Consider the following 18,172-nt stretch of genomic DNA (forward strand, 5'->3'; position numbering starts at 1 on the left):
CCGACGAAGCCTTCGGTCCAGGCGATGCCGGCCTTGTCGAGCGCCCGCACCGCGAGGGCGCGCACGCCGCAGGGCGGGGCGAGGGTCGCGAGCGGCAGCGCATCGCCGCGCGGCCAGACGAAGCGTTTGGCGGCGAACCAGCCGAATTCATCCTCGGTCAGCTTCTCGCCGCCGCGCCGGCTGCCCTCCTGGCGCACGATCACGGCGTCGAGCTCGCCGGAATCGTAAGCATCGAGCATTTCGCGCGAGAAGCCGATGGTCACGGAGAGGGCAAGCTGGGAGGCCATCGCGTGCAGCCGCTCCAGCAGCGGCACCAGCTCCGGGCCCGCGGCGTGATCGCTGATCCCGAGCGTGAGCTGCTGCCGCGCCGGCTTCTCGCCGGCCAGCGCGCGATCATGCACCTCGATCAGCGCGCGGGCGTGCTGCAGGAAGGCCGCGCCGTCGGCGGTCAGCCGCACGGCGCGCGGCGAGCGCTCGACCAGCCGCTTGCCCAGCACCGTTTCGAGCCGCTGCAACTTCATGCTGATCGCCGCTTGCGTGGTGCCAAGCGCCTCGGCTGCGCGGGTGAAGCCTTGCAGCTCGGCGACCAGGAGGAAGGCCTGCACGGTGTCGATATCGAGCGTGGTGGTCATGATCAATGATCGTTATCATTGCTATCAATCTAGATAAGATACCAAGATGATGCGCGAAGGTCTAGCTAGAGGAGGCGCGATTGACCCGCGCCAACCGGATTCAAGGAGACCGATCATGCCGCTCATCACCGTCACCGACGCGACCTCGCGCGAGAGGCCGTCGCTGAAATCCGACATCGCCGCCGCCGTGTCGGACCTGACCGCCGGAATTCTGCACAAGGATCCCAAGGTCACCGCGATCATTGTGAAGTCCGCCGATGCGGCCGACTGGTTCGCGGGTGGCAAGTCGCTCGCCGAGCTGGGGCTCGCGAGCTACTGGCTCGACATCCACGTCACCGAGGGCACCAACACCAAGGACGAGAAGGCGGCCTATCTCGCGGCGCTGTTCAAGCGGATGGGCGAATTGCTCGGGCCGCTCCACACCGAGAGCTACGCCCATGTCGATGAGGTGAAGGGCGACGCCTACGGCTTCGGCGGCCTCACCCAGGAGCGCCGCTATATCGCCGGCAAGCTCGAGGTCGCGCCGCAGAAGGCGGCGTGAAGCCTATGACGTCGCTTCCGGCAGGCGCGCTGCGGTGTCGCCGAACACCTCGGAAAAGGCCTGCCGGAGCGCGACGTCGACATCGGCCATGGTGACCGGCAATCCGAGATCGATCAGCGAGGTGACGCCGTAGCGCGGATCGACCACGCCGCAGGGCACGATGGCCTGGAAGTGTGCAAGATCAGGCTCGACATTGATCGCGATGCCGTGGAACGAGACCCAGCGGCGCAGCCGCACGCCGATCGCGGCGATCTTGTCCTCATGGCCTGGTCCCTTGTCCGGGCGCCGCACCCAGACCCCGACGCGGTTCTCGCGGCGCTCGCCGCGGACGTTGAAGGCGGCGAGGGTGCGGATGATCCATTCTTCCAGCGAGGCGACATAGGCGCGCACATCGGGCCGGCGCCGCTTGAGGTCGAGCATCACATAGGCGACGCGCTGGCCTGGGCCATGATAGGTGACCTGGCCGCCGCGTCCGCTCTGGAAGGTCGGAAAGCGCGGCGCGAGCAAATCGTCGGCCTTGCCGCTGGTGCCGGAGGTATACAGTGGCGGGTGCTCCAGCAGCCATACCAGTTCGGGGGCCGAGCCCGCTGCGATCTTCGCCACCCGATCGTCCATTGCGGCGAGCGAATCGGGGTAGGGCACCGCGCGGTCCGAAATCCGCCATTCGACCGCTTCGCCGCCCGAAGAGCGCGCAAAGGTCGTCAAATCGAGGTTTTGGCGGTCGTTAACCATTAGCTAACCCTAACGTGGTCAGGTGAACCCACAATCTAGTTCCCGTTCGGCGGTTCAGAAGTGCCCACCCTCGATAAAGTCAGCGTTGATCTCATGGTGGTCCTCGGTACCACCACGATGCCGATTCACCAGGTCATGCGGCTGTCCCGCGGCGCCATCATCGAACTGGATGCCACCGAGGCCGACGAGGTCAAGATCCTCGCCAACAACCTGCCGGTGGCCAGCGGCGTGGTCCTAGTCGACCGCAACCGGATTGCGGTCGAGGTCAAGCAAATGCTGCCGAAATCTCCCGGGGTTCGCAGTTAATTCCCGCATTAATCGCCTTGTCCCTGCATCCGTGATTTGTTACATGGCCCCGTCGATCCGGCGGTGCCTTCGGGGTTCCATCCGGTATCCCAAGCGCTCGTGGCGGAATTGGTAGACGCGCTGCCTTGAGGTGGCAGTGGGTAACACCGTGGGGGTTCGAGTCCCTCCGAGCGCACCATAAACCCAAGTTTCCATCTGAAATCATTAGGCTTTTACCGGGTGGTGCCCGGGAATGCCGCCGTTCGCGTCCGGCCCCGGCAAGGCGCTGTCGAATGACTGGTCGCGCGGACCTGCAGGGTTGCGCTGCTATCTTCTCGGCTTGGGCGATGACAGTTCGAGGCGCCGATCGAATCGCTGGACCTCGGCGATAGCGGTCGCTTCCGGCGAGACTAAGCTAGATCTCGACGCCTGACCTCAACACGCGCGACCGGCCATCACGCAAAGCCACTATCAAACTGCTTGAGCAGCCAGTCGGTGAGGTCGACCTTCTCGGCCAGTACCCGCGCGTGCCGCTGCGCCATCGTTGCTTCCAATGCTGGATCAGCGACCATCCCCGACACGAGGGTCACCAGTTCCTCAAACTGCTGGGGCTTGAAGCCCCAGGCCAACCGATACCGCTGCTCCAGTTCAGCGATCACGGAGCAGCGCCCGACGAAGCTATTGCAGCGGATCGCGGGGCGACCGAGCAAAGCCGCCTCCATCGTCATCGTCTGGCTGTCGCTGATCAGTATCTTCGCATGAGCCAGAAGATCATGCATGCTCTCGGGCGGAGCCTTCAGAGCGTATGGCTGAAGGCGCGGAGCGATGGAGCTTTCCGCGTTGATGAAGACGCGGCCATGCGGTTCGAGCAACGCAATCAATCGAAGAACCTGAGCCTCGGAAAGCCCGCGCTCGCCGGCGTCATGATGAGCCGTCAGCGAAACCAGCCGTATGATGAAGTATGGCTCGCGAGGCTCTATTCCCAACAGGCGGACCACGTCCTGGTCGGGCTTGAAATGGTTCGGGTGGAGGTAGGCCAGCTCATGATAGCTGTCGTGAGTCCGTACCTTCGCGGTCTTTTTGTCCCGCAAGACCGCCGGTATGACGATGCGATTTGCGAAAGGATAGGTAATCTTCGCGAACAGCGGCACGTAATCGGCGTCGTCTTCGTTCAGGACGATCGAGGGCCTGCCAATGACGCGGCCGACGTGAGCAACCGATACAGACGTGCCGACAAGGAAATCCGGTCTGTCTGGAAGCGCGGCTTTCAGGACCTGCCAGTTGTGGATCGCAAGCTCGATGGCGCTGCCGACAAGGCCCCGGCGCGGCTTCGAGGCGACGGTATAGGGCAGGCCGTAGTGATCGAGCAATCCACCGATAATGCCGCGATCACGGATTGTGACGGTGATCTTGTCGCCACGCGCCTGCATGCGCTGCGCCACGTTTCGAAAAAGGTGAACGTGCGCGGGATGGCCGATATCAAACAGAACGTGCATCGCTCTTGTTAACTTTGCTGGGATAGAGCATTGGGATCTGAGCGATGCGCTCCAGCACCTCGGTTGGATCGAGACCGATTACGCCGCAATACCACGCGATCGATTCGAAGCGCGGGATGTTCTCCATTTCGACGAGACGAAGCGCGCTCGCTCGATCGAGCACGCCCTCTCGAATCTGGTTCGAGCGGAAGGTGTCGTTCTCGCTGAAGCCCGCGACCCGCGTATAAATGTAGTTATAGAAAGCAGCCGTCCCATCTCCGATGCGCCAGGTCGAGCGCGTATCGTTGGCGGTCTCCCAGTCGTATTGATCGATCAGCGTGTCGTTTACTTCGCTCTCGACCCAGGGAATGTAGTCGAACAGTCGGAGATATTCGTGCTTGATCGAATAGTAGCTGAAGAAGGCGCCGGCGGTGTCGAGAAGCGATTTGTTGATGTAGCGCGGGTTGAGCAGAAATTCCTTGCCGTAGTAGCTCGCCATCTGAAGCTGCGCGAATTGTGACGGCCGGTGTCCAAGGGTGGGCGGCACACCACAAAAGCCGGCCTTGAAATGTGTCTTCTCCAGCGGATTGGAAGCGAGCACCGTAGCTTCAAGGTGAAGCTTTTTCGCGAGGTCGTTGGCGTAGTAGAAATACTGCTTGTCGCCGGCCATGAAGAGGGGGACCATTCCAAGTGACGGCCGCTTGAGCCAAGCAGAGACGTTGCGACGAATGTTTGCCCGCTTTTCGGCAATGTCGGCCGAGACGAGAATATGCTCGACCTTGAGCGCCCCGCACATCCGCGCCTGATTGCGGCGCGCCAGGTCCGTAATCATTCCCCAGTCGTAGGTGTAGGCGATCGGCTTCAGGCCGAGCTCACGCACCGCGTAGTGAAGGCCAAAGCTGCTGTCGCGTCCTCCGCTCAGCGTGATGAGGCAGTCGGCGGAGGCGCCGTTGCGCCGTGCCTTCAGCTTGTTGGCTTCGGCCTCCAGGGCAGGACGCCCTAGATAGGTCTTCGGTTGGTGGCTCTGGCAGAAGTTGCAGACGCCGCTTGCGTCGAAAGCGATGAAAGGGATCGTTTCCGGCAAAATACAGCGGGTGCACCGGCGCAATGCCTTGATCGGTTGCGGATCGATTTCGAAGCGCGAGAAGTTGCCAAGCCTGACTGCGGGCATCGAATTGAAGGTCGTGGCGTTGCGGACCTTGGCGGGTGTGTCGTCCCGGATCTCGCGCCGCCGCGGGGCGATCGCCGGCGTCTCTTTGGTGTCGGTCCCAAGATCGATCTCGTGGCTGACCAGCGTATCGAGCCCGATCAGCAATGCGCTACCAGCCCTGATCTGTCGGATAGCGTCTGGACGCGCAGGCCAGGCCAGGCCTGGCGTGGTCAGGAATTCCTCCAGAATGTAGCGCTCGGAGGCGAAGACGATTGTGTCCTCGGCCGGGCTCGGCGCCACATAAAGAGAGCCGTTATTCGTTGCGAGGACCATGCAGTTGAGGTCGTCGAACACGAGTGCGGTCGAAACCGTCCCAAGCAACCTGCGGAACGTCGAACTCATCGCGTCGGCGAGGGATTCGCCCCGATCGAGATGCTGGCGGAGCAATTGGAGCATCACTTCGGTGTCGACTTCGGCCTGCCGCTCGGCCGTGTTTATGGTTCGCCACAGATCTTCGTCATTGACGATGATGCCGTTGTGAACGCCCAGGATGCCGCCGGCAAGAACCGGCTGGTTGTTCGCGTGCAGGTTTTGAGTGCCGTTCGTGACGAGCCTCGAATGTCCAAAGACAGCGATGGGCTCGCGAGACTTGTAGAGCGTGTCCAGAGCGCCCTTGAAGAAGGGAGAAAAGTCTGTCGAGGAGAGAAAATCGCGCGGACGCTGCGCGCTTTTGCGAAAGGTGACGGTGGTCGGCCCAATGATGGCGAGCCCGGACGATTCCTTGCCGCGCGTTTCCGACAGGAGGAACAGCCGTGAGACGGCGCGTTCCATGATCTCGCGATCAAGCGCGCCCGGGCTCGTAATCACTCCGAAAATGCCGCACATCGCAACCGCTCGCCGTCGCTCGATCTATTTCAGGTGCTTGTTCATTTCCATGTCAAGCCACATGGCAAACATGACGGATTGCCAGCCCATCAAGACAAGGAATGTCGTGAAAAGCGGTGTGTTGTCTGCCACGAATCCAATGAAGAGCCGATGCATCACAACGTAGAGTCCGACGAGCATGCCGAGGGACAGTAAAACAGCGCCCGTGAAATAGAACAGCACCAACGGATGAAAGTCGCGGATGATGTATTTCTGCAGCATGCGATAGGCAAACAATCGCACGAGCAACAGTGACAGCCTCGGCACAAGGCGAATTGGCTTGATGCCCGATTGTTCGCCGATACCGTAGATCGGCTTGATCGGGATGTCGCGTACTCTGAAATCAAAGATATTCAGTTTCACGAGCATGTCGTTCGGCATCCCGTACCGCTTGTAGATGTCGTCCAGGTTCAGCGTCTTGAGCACCTTCCGGTTGGCCACAGTGTAACCGGTCTGCGAGTCCGCCACGTGCCAATAGCCGGAGGCGATCTTGGTCAACATCGAAAGCAATCCGTTACCGATGTAGCGAACGCGCGGAATCAGGTTCCACGCCTCGCCGGTGAAGAGCCGGTTTCCCTTGGCGTAATCGGTTTCATCGGCAATGACGGGCTCAAGCAGTGCGTGCAGGTCGCCGGGATCCATTTGCGCGTCGCCGGCCATGACGGCTGTCGCATCGATGTCGTGGTCGCGCGCCCAGCGATAACCGGCGGCGATCGCCCCACCGACACCTTCATTTTTGGGCAGCCGAATCAGTATGACGCGTTCGGGTTGCGCGGCAGAATAGCGCTCGACGATCTCGGCGGTGCGGTCGCGGCTCTGGTCGTCCACGCAGACGATGTGGTCGACAAATTCCGGCATGGTCTCGATGACGCGGCCGATCAGTTTTTCCTCGTTGTAACAAGGCACCACAACCGCGACAGTCTTCGATTTATACATGCGCATTTCCCGCCGCGGCGCGGCTTCGTGAGTCGTAGGCCGGTTGGGGAACCTGCTTAAGCCTCTGTTCCAGGTTGAACCACCCTGCTTGAATGCGGTATCTGCAGTTTCGTCAATAGGCTGTCCACCGACGCGTCGGTCAGGAGATCGCGCTCGGCTCCAATTTTTCTGGCTCTCGTGTCTGAATTTGTTGCATTTTCGACTTTGGTGCCGGCGAAGGGGCAGCAGGCCAAGCCCGCGGATTCGCGTCTTCAAACGGGTTGCGCCATATTATTCAGTAAGATCAATAAGATGCGTCAGAATCAATTTCGGCGGGCAGGCGCGGATCGCACTCCATGAACGAGGAAACGCTCCGCTTCTACAACCTGCAGGCGAAAAACTACACTGCGCTCAGAGCCCGCCCCATTCAGGTTTACACCGACAGGCTCGAGCGGGAAGCCATGGCCCCGCTCGTTGCGGCGGCGACAAATATCCTCGACCTTGGCTGCGGCGAGGGGCGTTTGACGCGATGGCTTGCGCAAAGCAAGCGAGATCAGGGCGGAGATTTCACCGTGCACGGTGCGGACTTCAGCCCCGAAATGATCGCCCATGCGCGGGCGCTGAATGGCGGCCTCCCGGCAACCTACGGTATTGGCGATGCGATGGCGTTGCCGTTTCCGGACAATAGCTTTGATCTGGTCGTATCGTGCACGGCCCCCAACAATTTTCCCGACCTGAACGCTGCGCTCGATGAAATCCGTCGAGTGCTGCGGCCGGGCGGTACATTCTGCGCAACGATCATAAACAGCCAGGAGACAGCACGCTTCTCGCGCTATCTTTACTACTCGCCATATTATCTCGCGAAGCTTGTGCAGCGCATCGTGAAGGGGGCGTCGAGCTATCACCGCGTCTTGTTCTCTCGCGAAGAGCTCGAGCGTCTGCTGCAGGGCCGCTTCAAGATGATAGAGATATCCGGAATGCGGCTCATTCCCGATTTCGTGCCGGAATTTCCGCTGAACATCTGGCCGCCCTTGTTTCCGGTCATGTCGGGCCTGATCGACGCCACGCAGAGCCTTGATCATTGGCTTGCAAAGCATCCGACATTCGGACGCCGCGCCCGTTTCCACCTTGTGATTGCACAGGCAGTGAAATGAAGCCGGGACGACAGCGCCCGAAATTCGTCGTGACCGTAGACGTCGAGGACTTCTTCGAGCCGCGGCCTCCGATCGACACCTATCGGGGCCGTAACGCCGGGCGCGATTACGCAACTCCGCGCATCATGGATATCCTCGAACGACACGGCGGCCGCGGCACCTTCTTTGTCGATGTCCAGAACCGCCGGACCGTCAGCGAGGAGCTCGTTGCCGGCGTGACACGCGAGATCGCCGAGCGTGGCCATGAGGTTGGCCTGCACACCCATCCGGCGTTTCCGGAGGGAAAGCGTGGATACGGAATGGCGCAGACGATGAAGACGCTGTCGCTCGACGAGCAGCGCCGGTTCATCTCCGAAGGGGTGGCGCTGATTGAATCCTGGACCGGCCGACCGCCTGTCAGCCATCGCGCCGGCGGCTACGGCGCCAACTACGATACGCTCGCTGCCCTGGAGCAAAATGGCATCGAGATCGATTCGAGTGTCTTTTACGGCTATCCGCACTGCGGACTCAATCATCCCCCGCTCACAGCGAACGCCGTTGTTCGGCATGGCGATCTGCTCGAAGTTCCCGTGACCGTGACGCGCTGCGATCTTGCGATTGGACCGGCCCGCCTGCTGTCGCTGACGAAGAAGCTCGATCCGGACTGGTGCAGTCCCGGCGAGTTGCGCCGCCAGATCGAAGCCGTCTTGGCGTCCGATCAGCAAATCATCGTGCTGTTCTTGCATTCCTATTCGTTGATAGATATCGAACGCGGGTTTCGGCCGGACGAACGCGCTTGTGCGGTTCTCGATGAATTACTGGCCGACTGCGTCGGTCGCTTTGACGGAGAGATTACGACGCTGGAGCGTGCGGCTCGCGCCGTCGATCCAGTCTCCAGCAAGGAAGCGGTAGGCCAATCGCTACCGGTCGTTCGCTCCGATCTGCTGTTTCGCAATGTCGAACTCACCGGTTGGCTGATGCGAAAAGTACGGCTGCGGCACTTGAAGATTCTGGTCGGGCAACGGTAGCGGCCTAGCCTGTTGCACACACGATAGAGTAAATGGCTACAGCGCGCTTTTTTGTAGAAGGCCTCCACGCATGATGACCGGTCAAGGTCCGGCTTCGGATCGGGATCTGCTCGACCGTGTTCGCGCAGCGTCCGATGCTCTCGGCAACTGGCTCGAGCAAAACGACTATGCCGGCAACGATCCCTATCAGCTGGACAACATTATTTCCCAGGTTGGCGGCCGACCTATCATCGGGCCGCTCATGCACTTTGCCCGCCGAACGCTCAAGCCCTACCATGCTCTGATCCCGAAACGCCTGTTCCAGGCGGCCCCGGCCATTGTCATGCCACAAGCACTCGGAGACAGCCTCGCGGGTGAAGCTCGCCAACCCGACGGCAAGGTTTCGCGTCGACGAGCGGCGAGGTTGCTGACCCTGCTGGAGGACACGCGTAGCCCGCTGGCTCGCAATGCAGCTTGGGGTTTGCCGTTCAACTGGGGAGGAACGGGAAAGCACCCGAAGCATTGGCCGACCACGATTACGTCCACCATTGTGTTGACCGGTCTCCTCGATGCCATCCATCTGCTCGACCGCGACCGGGGGCTGGCGCTGCTCGAATCCGGCATACGTTTCATGCTGGAGGAGGCGGGCATGATCGAGTTGCCCGAAGGCGCATGTGTCTATTTTGGTCCGGGCGACACGCGTCTGATAATCAATGCAAGTGTTGCAGCCGCAGGCTTGCTGGCCCGGGCGGGAAGGGTGCTTGATCGCGACGAACTCGTCGTGCTTGCCGGGCGGGCAGCCTTGTTCGCCGTGCACCATCAAAATCCGGATGGATCCTGGTTCTATGCGCCGGCGTTCCGCGATCACCCTGTCGACACGATCATCGATAGCCGGCACACCGGCTACATCATCGAAGGGCTTATCGAAGTCAACGCGACAATGGGAGACCAACGTATCGCGGATGCGATCGGGCGTGGTTGGGGCTATATGCAGGCCCAGTTGATCGACGACGACAAGCCGCGTTGGAGTCCCGAGCAGACCTGGCCAATCGATTCCCACGATGTCGCACAGAGCATCATGACCGCATTGGCCTACGGGGATAAAAGTCTGGCAAAGCGCCACATGGCTTTTGCCATGGATCGCTTTTATGCCGGCGAGGGCAAGTTCCGTTACAAGGCGTTCGAGAACGGCAACAACAACGACGCCATCTTTATTCGCTGGACGCAAGCACCGATGTACAAGGCGACCAGCAAATATCTGGCGAATTTTTCCGTCACGGAGCGTGGATGAAAATCCTCACCCGCCGCTCGCTGCGAGCCGGATTGCCACGCTGCGCGTTGCTCGCCGGGAACCTCTCTTGCGGCTCGAACTCAATTGAGAGGCACGGAGCCTGATGGGTCTGCTTACTCGCAAGCGGTTGCTTTGGGGCGCGGCCTTCATTGTGGGCGCTGCGGCGCTATTCTATTTGGTCGATCGCATCGATTGGCACACTCTTCGGTCGATCTCGATTCAGACGTTACTCGTACTCTGCCTCTCGTCGATCGTTATGATTGCGCTGCATGCTGCAGGCGCAGCGACGCTGTTGGCGGGAATGCGTCATCCAGCCAGCCTGATGGATGTCATGATGGCCATGCTGGCAGCGGGCACGGTGAGCCTTGCCGGGGATCCTAAGCTCGGCGTGCCGGCGCGCCTGGCGTTCTACAAGATGCTGGCGGATATCCCGGTGAGTGTCGGCGCGGCTCAAACGACGATCGAAAGCCTTCTTTGGCTGTTCTTGATGGGGGCGGTCCTGGTCATTCCGGGCGAATTGGCAGGTGATCGCGCGGTCCCGCTTTCGCTTGCGGCCGCCGGATTGCTGATCGCCGGCCTCGCAGCCGTGGGGCTTGGTCCTGCGGTGTTGGACAAGATGTGGGTACTCGGCCCGTTGTTTCGGGCCTCCGGGCCGATCCGTCAGTTCGTCTTCGATCTGCGAAACGCAATGTTCGGGATTAAGCCATTTGCGCTGGCTGTCGCGACGCTGTGGCTTGCGACAACTTATGTGGTCGACGTCGCTTCGATTTGGTATCTCGGCCGGGCCTTGGGTGCTGATCTTCCCCTTGTGGCCATCGGGCACGCGATCGTCATTTCTTATCTGGCCGGCGCAGTTTCCCTGCTGCCGTTGGGACTGGGGGTGCGTGACGTCACGTTCGTGCTGCTGTTGCAGCAGGCTGGAGCTTCCGCGGAGACGGCTGCAGCGCTTGCTCTGATTCACCGCACCGTGCGCACGGTTCTTCCGCTACTGATTGGTTTCGTCGTCTCCGGACTGATCGCAACGCGTTCTCGGCCGTAGAGCAACTGCTTGACGCGCCGCGACCGCCCGAAGATTGGGTAGCCGCCCGTGCGCGGGGTGACTACAACATCGTCGAGTTCCGGCTTCGCGATAGGGAACGCTTAGCACGAGCCGAATGCCGGGGTTTGAAATTTGCGCAATGGGCCGAACGACAAAGGGACAATGGCTTGAGCACTCCGTTTCTGATCGGCCAGCTCGTTCTAGCTTCCGGCTTGGCGAGGTTTTTCTACGTCTTTGACAGCGTCCTCCCGATTCCTCCCTTTGGGCGTATTGCCTTCGGAGTGGCGACGACCAGCTTTGTCACAGCATGTCTGTTGTTGCTGCTCACACTTGTTGCACCTGGGCTGGCCCTTGGAGGGCACGCCAGCGCGCCGTTCATCGTTGGATTGGCGTTGCTTGCAGTGCCATGGAAAGGACCGACGCCTCGAGGTCCCAAGAACCACCGCGCGTTGCGCGATCCGGTCGTTCTGGCGTCGGTCGTGGCCGTACTGATGGTGGCCTGCATTATCGTGCCGCGGCTCTGGTTCTATGCCGGCCAGGTGACCGGCAATTCCGACGCAATGCAGTACCTTGCGGAAGCGCGGCAACTTCTTTCGCAACGTAGCTTCTTCGATGCCTCCGGGATCGGAGGCCTTTCCGACGGCACTCTGCGCGGCGATCCCCATGGCCTGCTCTGGCCGGCCTACAATGCGTCGGCCCTGCTTTGGTCCGGTCTCGGCGGGGCCGGATTGAGCGACGAAATGGTGCCGCGCGTTGCATTCCAGCTGACGATCGTCACCTATGTTGCGGCGGGCGTGGCTCTCGCGAGCGCTGCGCGGGTGCGTGGCCTCGCGATCCTTCTACCGCTTCTGCTTCTGGCGGTCCCTCTCATCCACAGCGGATCAATCGACGGCAGCCGCGACGTATTCCGACTAACGGCGCTCTTGCTGCTTTGCACGTTTCTTGTGGCGCAGTGGCAAGACGGTGCGCGTTACCCAAGCGTGGGAGCTGCGCTATCGGGCGTTGTGCTCGGCGGCTGGGCGATGCAGGGCCATGCACTATCCATTGTCCTTGTGCCGCTGATTGTCGCGCCCTGGACGCTTCTGAGCGTTTCATTCGGGCAGTCCCCGACGCGCATTGCGCTGCTGACCGCCGCAGTGGCTGCAGGCTATTGCCTGGGCGGCCTTCATGTCGCAATGGCCTATTACAAGACCGGCTCCCTGACCGGCGACAACGTTGACGCAGCCCGGGTCGCCGCCGGTACGCTCTATGCGCACAGCATCGAAGCGCGAGATACGGCACGTATCGGCGAAGGCGCAGTTCTGTCTAGCCGGCTCCTCATCAGTTTTGCCAGGGACGGTGGATGGCCGAGCGCAGCGGCGCTTGTCGTCTTGTTCGCGACGATAGTCTGGTACGCCGTCCAGCGGGTTTTGTCCCGAGGTCGCTCTACACTCCAGTCAATCGACTGGCGGATCGGGGCGATGTTTGCGGCGTGGTTTCTCAGCCAGATACTCCTGCTGTTGGGCGCCTTCGATGTCGGATACTACAATCTGTCGAGTTGGACAGTGTTGAATGCGCGCTACGCGATGCAGTTTTACATGTTCGCGGCTCTGTTCGTCGCTTGGGGAATAGCGGTTGCTCCGGTTGCGCTGACCGCCACGTCAACAAGCGTCGAGCGCCGCGAAACCTGGACCCGGGTTGCCTTGTCGTTGGCGATTCTCGGTGTGGCAGTTGCCACGACCTGTATGCTCGTCAAACGATGGACGTACTATTCAACGAGCGGCTATCAACGGGTTGCCAGGCAGTTGAACGCTTTGACCGCGAGCCTGCCACCGACGTGTCGGGTACTGGCCGAGGATACCGGCATCAATTTTCTCGCCCAACGGCAGGTTCTGCAACTCTACAGCAAATACATGCGCGACCTTCTCGTCGAGCGCGACAAGGAAAAGCTGCTGCATGAGCTGGACAAGCGCAGTATCTGCGCTGTCGTTCTCTATGATGGGTTGTACGTCGACATGGCCGGGCCTGCGGCGCCGCTTCTTGAAGCGCTGGCCTCGCCGAACTTCAAGATGTATGGCGTCGAGCCATGGCGCATCTACGTGCGGGCGGCGCCCTAACTGGCGACTTTGGCAACGCGAGCGATCGCGCGGCTGCAAGCTTGCCTTACTCGGAGCGCTTGATGATCTTTGCCAGCTACGCCTACCGTGTTGTCTCCAACTTCGTGTTCCTGGGGCTGGTCTATTTCACGCTGAACCTTCTGGAGAAGTACGAGCAGCGCGCGACGGTCGCGATTCTGGTCCTGGTCTATGCGGCGATGCACGCCTTTTCCGGCCTGCGCTCGTTCTATTTCTTCCAGCGCATCGAGCGCTTGGAGGGCGAGACGCGACGGCTCGCCGCGGCGGCGGGCGAGGGGCCCAATGCTGTCGCCTCGCGCAGGCAGATCGTCGCCGATGTCACCGTGCTCAGGCATGCCGGCGAGATCAAATCCTATATCGACATCTTCTTCCTGGCGCTGGTGATCCTGCTCTGCGTCGCCAAGATCGTGGCCGGCTAGATCACGTCAATCAGGCACGCGCTTGCCGGCCGCCGACGCCTCGGCGCGCGGCGTGCGCTTCTTCATGTTGTTGGCGAGGTGGACTGACGCATTGTCGGCAGCCGGCGGCGCGACATGCAAGGGGGCGCCATGGGCTCGGCCGTGCGCCGCGGCGGGCCCTTGATGCGCGGCCCGCTTCGGATGCCGGGCCTGACGCGCGGAGAACGCCTGCGCGCGCGGTACGCCAACGCCAACGGCCGCACGCTGCGCGAGGCGGCGATTGGCCGCCGATCGGGCCGCGAGCAGGGTCAGGTCGAGCGCTTCGGGAACGCGGAACACGTCGGACGCCGGGACCGGCAATGTCGGGACGGTTGCGAACCGCGCAAGCTGGGGCTGCGGCCACAGCGTGCGGACGGGCATCGCGACCCGGGTGCGCTGTGCGTGGTCGAGGATATCGGCATCGCGCCAATCCATGTCGGCAAACACCGGGGCAGGCAGCGCCCGCGTCGCGGTGAACACGAAGTTCGGAATTTTGGGCCAGCGCGTGGTCGCCACCGTCTCGGTCGGTGGATGCAGGTACCATTGCTGCGGCTGGGTCGGCGTCGCCGGGCGATCGGGCGTTGCGGGCACGACATGAACGATCCGGTAGCCGCGCTCCTTCAGCGTGTTGAGGATGCGCGGCAGCGCCGCAACGGTGCGCGGCTGAATGTCGTGCAGCAGCAGGATGCCCTTGCGCTTGGCTTCGATCCGCTGGATCGCGAGGTCATAGACTCGCTGCGGCGAGATGTGGCGCCAGTCGTCCGCGGGGAAGTCGGCGCTCCAGACCTGGATGCCCTGGGACGCCAGATAGGCCTCCGGGATCTCGGCGCGCATCAGGCCGGGAATCCGGAAGAACGGCGCGAGCTTGCTCTTGTCGCCATTGAGGGCTGCGAGCGTCGAGGCAATGCCGTCGTCGACCTCCTGCCGCACCTTCTCGAGCGGCATCTTGTTCATCGTCAGCGGATGGTTCTGGCTGTGCGTGCCGACCGTGTGTCCGGCTGCGATCAGCTTGCGCACGCCCTCCGGATTGAATCGGGCCTGGGAGCCGATGGTGAAGAAGGTCGCCTTGACGCACTGGCTGGCGAGAATGGCCAGCACCTGGTTGCTGTATTTCGGCAGCGGCCCGTCGTCGAAGGTCAGTACCACTTCGTGATCGGCGAGCGGCAAGGTCTCCGGATACTGCATGGTGCCGATCCGGGGATGCTCCTTGGGATCGACGACGAGGGTCCGCGAGGTGCCGAGTGCGTTGGGGTTAGGGCAATCTGCAGCGAGGGCAGCGTACGGCGTCATCAAGCCGCAGCCCAGCAGCGTCGCGCGGACCACGGTCCGCGACCGCTTCCGGATCATCACCAGGACGTTTGCAATCATCGAATCTCGGCCGCATTCCAAACGCACTGACGAATCCTTAGGTGCGGCGCCATGAATGCCGCCTTAACGGTCTGTAATCCACCATGGGTCCCGGGTTCAATGTGTCCGGTCGGACACGGTTTTCAGCGCCGCCGGGACGATGTGGACGACGTGGTATTTATGCTCCTGCAGGTACCTCAAGAAGGCGGGCAGCATCTCGGCTGTCCGCACTTGCGGATCATGCAGCAGGATAATTCCCTTGCGGTGGCCTTCGAGCCGCCCGGTGAGCAGCTTGAGTTCCTCCTCGGGGGTCATCTTGTTCCAATCGCTGGCCCAGAAATCGGCTCCGAACACCGCGATACCGCGCTTTTCCAGGTGGTCCAGGAGGGCGGGTGTCGATTCGAAATAGGGGAACCGGAAGAACGGCGTGCTCGGAATCGTGCTTTCGGTGCCGCGCAGGGCCTTCTGGACCGCTTCGATCCCCCGGTTGATGTTCGCCTCGGCCTGATCCAGCGGGAGTTTGTTGAGATGCGGATGGTCCCAGCTGTGATAGCCGATGCTGTGGCCGAGGCGCGCGATCTTGCGGACCATATCGGGATGATCGGCCGCGTTGCGGCCGACCATGAAGAAGGTTGCCTGCACGCATTCGGCCGCCAGCGCCGTCAGCACCTTGTCGGTGACCCCCGGCGTCGGTCCGTCGTCGAAGGTCAGCACGACCTCGCCATCCCTGAGCGGCAGGGTCTGCGGAAAGCTCTTCAGCCCGACGCGGGGATAGGTCGCAGGGTCGACCTCGAGCACACGTGAGGTGCCGAGCGCGTCCTTGCGCTGGCATTCGGCGGCGTGCGTCGAGCCGAACACTGCAACAGGCGCGAGCGCGACCAGCGCCGCGAAAGCCTTCCGGAGCGGTCGCGGTGCGCTCGACATCTTTCTCATTGCACTGGGCCCCACCGATTAGGTAATCCGTTCCGCACTCATCCAACCAGTTTTTCCCCTCCTGTCAAACCGGCGAAACACGGCATGGCCGAGAATTTCGACGTTGCCGAACCCGCCGAGGCCGATCCGCTGGCCCGGATGTCGATGCGGGACGAGGAGGGCGAGCTCCGCGGCGAATTCGTTGCGGCGATCACCCGGGCCATCCACGCCGCCGACCGGCCGCTGCTGTGCGAGGTGGTGGCGGAACTGCACGAGGCCGATCTCGGCGACCTGATCGCGGCGCTGGCGCCGGACGAGCGCGTCACCCTGGTCGAGATCACCGGCACCGATTTCGACTTCTCGGCGCTCAACGAGGTCGACGAGACCGTCCGCGAGGAGATCCTCGAGGAACTCGAGCCGGAGACGGTTGCCGAGGGCGTCCGCGAGCTCGAATCCGACGATGCCGTCGAGCTCCTGGAGAGCCTCGACGAGGAGGACCAGGAAGAGATCCTGGAGAAGCTGCCGGCGGCCGAGCGCGAGGACATCGAGCGCAGCCTGCTGTACCCGGAGAATTCCGCCGGCCGGCGGATGCAAACCGAGTTTATCGCGGTGCCGCCGGATTGGAATGTCGGGCAGGCAATCGACTACATGCGCGACACGCCGGATCTGCCGGACCGCTTCTACGAGATCTACGTGGTCGACGCCGACAAGCACCTGCTGGGCGCGGTGCCGCTCGACGTGCTGCTGCGCACGCGCCGCCCGGTTCCGATCAAGGACCTGATCGATGAGGACCGCCGCCGGGTCTCCGCGCTGGAGGACCAGGAAGAGGTCGCGCGGATGTTCGGCAAGTACAATCTGGTCGCAGCTCCGGTGGTCGACACCATCGACCGGCTGGTCGGCGTGATCACCATCGACGACGTCGTCGACGTGATCGAGGAGGAAGCCGACGAAGACTTGAAGGCGCTCGGCGGCGTCACCAGCGACGAAGAGCTGTCCGACACGGTGTGGACCATCGCCCGCGGCCGCTTCAACTGGCTCTTGGTCAATCTCGCGACCGCGTTCCTTGCCTCGTCGGTGCTTGGCCTGTTCGAGGGCCAGCTCGAGAAGATGGTGGCGCTCGCGGTGCTGGCGCCGATCGTGGCGAGCCAGGGCGGCAATGCCGCGACCCAGACCATGACGGTCGCGGTACGCGCGCTCGCCACCCGCGAGCTCGGCTCCTACAACGCGATGCGGGTGGTGCTGCGCGAGACCATGGTCGGGCTCGTCAACGGCATCGCCTTTGCCGTCATCACCGGCGTCGCCGCGGTGGCCTGGTTCAAGATCCCCGGCCTCGGCATCGTGATCGGGCTTGCGATTATCTGCAATCTGGTCGCCGGCGCGCTCGGCGGGATCCTGATCCCCATGGTGCTGGAACGGGTGCGGGCCGATCCGGCGGTCGCCTCCGGCACCTTCGTCACCACCGTCACCGACGTGGTCGGCTTCTTCTCGTTTCTCGGCATCGCCACGCTGTGGTTCGGCCTCAAGTAACGCGCTCGCGGGCAGGGCGGCGCTGGTTCGGGCGCGAGCCGCGCTGGGCCGCTTATCGTTAATCCGAACTTAACGCGCTTCATCGATGATGCCGCTATCTCCAAGGGGCCATCACGGGGGCCATCATGCAGCGGTTGCGGCTCAAGGCGGACGGACGGATCGTCGAATTGCGCGACGGGCAGGAAATCCCGCTCATGCCCGCACATCCCGACCAGGCGGCGATGCAGCCTGCGGCAGCGCAGCCGGCCGTACGCGATCTGCGCCGCCGAGCCCAGCTCACCCAGCTGGAATTCGCCGCCAAGCTCGGCGTGCCCGTGGAGACCATCCGCAACTGGGAGCAGGGCAAGCGCGCGCCGCGCGGACCTGCCCGCGCGCTGCTCGCCGTGATCGCCCATTCGCCGGAGACAGTATTCGCCGCGCTGTCGAGCGAGCCGACGGCGGCTTGAGCGGCTAGGGCGCGCTCCCCATCATTGCTGCAATGTCGGTGTCGTCCCTGCGAAAGCAGGGACCCATACTCCGCGGCCCGTGTTGTGAACGGGACTCGTCGTTCGACCGTCCCGCAACAATGCCGATCTGTGATTAGGGGTCCCTGCTTTCGCAGGGACGACAGCGAGTGTGTTGCACGACCGGGAGTCAAACTTCCACATTCTCGCGACACGATTTGCCCGAGCTTTGCTCTTCGTTTCGCCGCTCTGGAAACAGAGGGCGCAG

General features: G+C 62.4%; 17 protein-coding genes and 1 tRNA gene. 11 read left to right on the top strand and 7 right to left on the bottom strand.

The window, feature by feature from the left end; all coding sequences use genetic code 11:
- Positions 1-632 (bottom strand): LysR family transcriptional regulator (locus tag AKL29_RS22885; RefSeq protein ID WP_244482334.1); only part of this gene is annotated, 632 nt, incomplete at its 3' end.
- Between the two features lie 115 nt (positions 633-747).
- Between AKL29_RS22885 and AKL29_RS22890 the strand changes: the two genes are divergently transcribed.
- Positions 748-1,173: a tautomerase family protein gene (locus AKL29_RS22890; RefSeq protein WP_050385716.1), complete on the top strand. Its 426-nt coding sequence runs from the start codon at positions 748-750 to the stop codon at positions 1,171-1,173.
- A gap of 3 nt (positions 1,174-1,176) precedes the next feature.
- Here AKL29_RS22890 and lipB read toward each other — a convergent pair whose 3' ends face one another.
- Positions 1,177-1,905 (bottom strand): lipoyl(octanoyl) transferase LipB, encoded by a 729-nt coding sequence (gene lipB / locus AKL29_RS22895; protein WP_050385717.1) that lies wholly within the window; start codon positions 1,903-1,905, stop codon positions 1,177-1,179.
- 60 nt (positions 1,906-1,965) lie between these two features.
- Here lipB and AKL29_RS22900 point away from each other — a divergent pair, with 60 nt between their 5' ends.
- Positions 1,966-2,211: a FliM/FliN family flagellar motor switch protein gene (locus AKL29_RS22900; RefSeq protein WP_021080574.1), complete on the top strand. Its 246-nt coding sequence runs from the start codon at positions 1,966-1,968 to the stop codon at positions 2,209-2,211.
- A gap of 93 nt (positions 2,212-2,304) precedes the next feature.
- Positions 2,305-2,389, top strand: a tRNA-Leu gene (locus tag AKL29_RS22905).
- Positions 2,390-2,645: 256 nt separating this feature from the next.
- Here AKL29_RS22905 and AKL29_RS22910 read toward each other — a convergent pair.
- From AKL29_RS22910 to AKL29_RS22920, 3 genes are read right to left on the bottom strand one after another with little or no spacing between them, the layout of a single operon-like run.
- The gene (locus tag AKL29_RS22910) at positions 2,646-3,686 is read right to left on the bottom strand and encodes a DUF354 domain-containing protein (protein WP_063779928.1); all 1,041 of its coding nucleotides are present in this window, start codon (positions 3,684-3,686) and stop codon (positions 2,646-2,648) included.
- Positions 3,670-5,700 (bottom strand): hypothetical protein, encoded by a 2,031-nt coding sequence (locus AKL29_RS22915; RefSeq protein ID WP_050385719.1) that lies wholly within the window; start codon positions 5,698-5,700, stop codon positions 3,670-3,672. Before AKL29_RS22915 ends, AKL29_RS22910 begins: the two co-directional genes overlap by 17 nt.
- 24 nt (positions 5,701-5,724) lie before the next feature.
- Positions 5,725-6,675: a glycosyltransferase family 2 protein gene (locus tag AKL29_RS22920; protein WP_050385720.1), complete on the bottom strand. Its 951-nt coding sequence runs from the start codon at positions 6,673-6,675 to the stop codon at positions 5,725-5,727.
- 335 nt (positions 6,676-7,010) lie between these two features.
- On the opposite strand from AKL29_RS22920, the gene AKL29_RS22925 reads away from it, so the two are divergent.
- From AKL29_RS22925 to AKL29_RS22950, 6 genes are all read left to right on the top strand, one after another.
- A complete protein-coding gene (locus AKL29_RS22925) occupies positions 7,011-7,808 on the top strand; it encodes a class I SAM-dependent methyltransferase (protein WP_050385721.1) in 798 nt (265 codons plus the stop codon).
- A gap of 29 nt (positions 7,809-7,837) precedes the next feature.
- Positions 7,838-8,815 carry a polysaccharide deacetylase family protein gene (locus tag AKL29_RS22930; protein ID WP_160321773.1) on the top strand — a complete coding sequence of 326 codons (978 nt, stop codon included), beginning with the start codon at positions 7,838-7,840 and terminating at the stop codon, positions 8,813-8,815.
- 70 nt (positions 8,816-8,885) lie between these two features.
- On the top strand, positions 8,886-10,085 hold the full coding sequence (locus tag AKL29_RS22935) for a hypothetical protein (protein WP_050385723.1): 1,200 nt from the start codon (positions 8,886-8,888) through the stop codon (positions 10,083-10,085).
- Positions 10,086-10,188: 103 nt separating this feature from the next.
- The gene (locus AKL29_RS22940) at positions 10,189-11,124 is read left to right on the top strand and encodes a lysylphosphatidylglycerol synthase transmembrane domain-containing protein (RefSeq protein ID WP_050385724.1); all 936 of its coding nucleotides are present in this window, start codon (positions 10,189-10,191) and stop codon (positions 11,122-11,124) included.
- A gap of 167 nt (positions 11,125-11,291) precedes the next feature.
- Positions 11,292-13,220, top strand: a complete 1,929-nt coding sequence (locus AKL29_RS22945; protein ID WP_050385725.1) for a hypothetical protein — start codon at positions 11,292-11,294, stop codon at positions 13,218-13,220.
- Between the two features lie 62 nt (positions 13,221-13,282).
- On the top strand, positions 13,283-13,657 hold the full coding sequence (locus AKL29_RS22950; RefSeq protein ID WP_050385726.1) for a hypothetical protein: 375 nt from the start codon (positions 13,283-13,285) through the stop codon (positions 13,655-13,657).
- Between the two features lie 6 nt (positions 13,658-13,663).
- Here AKL29_RS22950 and AKL29_RS22955 read toward each other — a convergent pair whose 3' ends face one another.
- Both AKL29_RS22955 and AKL29_RS22960 read right to left on the bottom strand, forming a co-directional pair.
- Positions 13,664-15,043, bottom strand: a complete 1,380-nt coding sequence (locus tag AKL29_RS22955; protein WP_050385727.1) for a polysaccharide deacetylase family protein — start codon at positions 15,041-15,043, stop codon at positions 13,664-13,666.
- A gap of 96 nt (positions 15,044-15,139) precedes the next feature.
- Positions 15,140-15,955 carry a polysaccharide deacetylase family protein gene (locus AKL29_RS22960; protein ID WP_082190670.1) on the bottom strand — a complete coding sequence of 272 codons (816 nt, stop codon included), beginning with the start codon at positions 15,953-15,955 and terminating at the stop codon, positions 15,140-15,142.
- Positions 15,956-16,039: 84 nt separating this feature from the next.
- Here AKL29_RS22960 and mgtE point away from each other — a divergent pair, with 84 nt between their 5' ends.
- Positions 16,040-17,461, top strand: a complete 1,422-nt coding sequence (gene mgtE, locus AKL29_RS22965; protein WP_050385729.1) for a magnesium transporter — start codon at positions 16,040-16,042, stop codon at positions 17,459-17,461.
- A gap of 125 nt (positions 17,462-17,586) precedes the next feature.
- A complete protein-coding gene (locus tag AKL29_RS22970; protein ID WP_050385730.1) occupies positions 17,587-17,907 on the top strand; it encodes a helix-turn-helix domain-containing protein in 321 nt (106 codons plus the stop codon).
- The last annotated feature ends 265 nt before the right edge of the window (positions 17,908-18,172 follow it).

This window comes from Bradyrhizobium pachyrhizi, from assembly GCF_001189245.1.
Lineage (GTDB): Bacteria > Pseudomonadota > Alphaproteobacteria > Rhizobiales > Xanthobacteraceae > Bradyrhizobium > Bradyrhizobium pachyrhizi.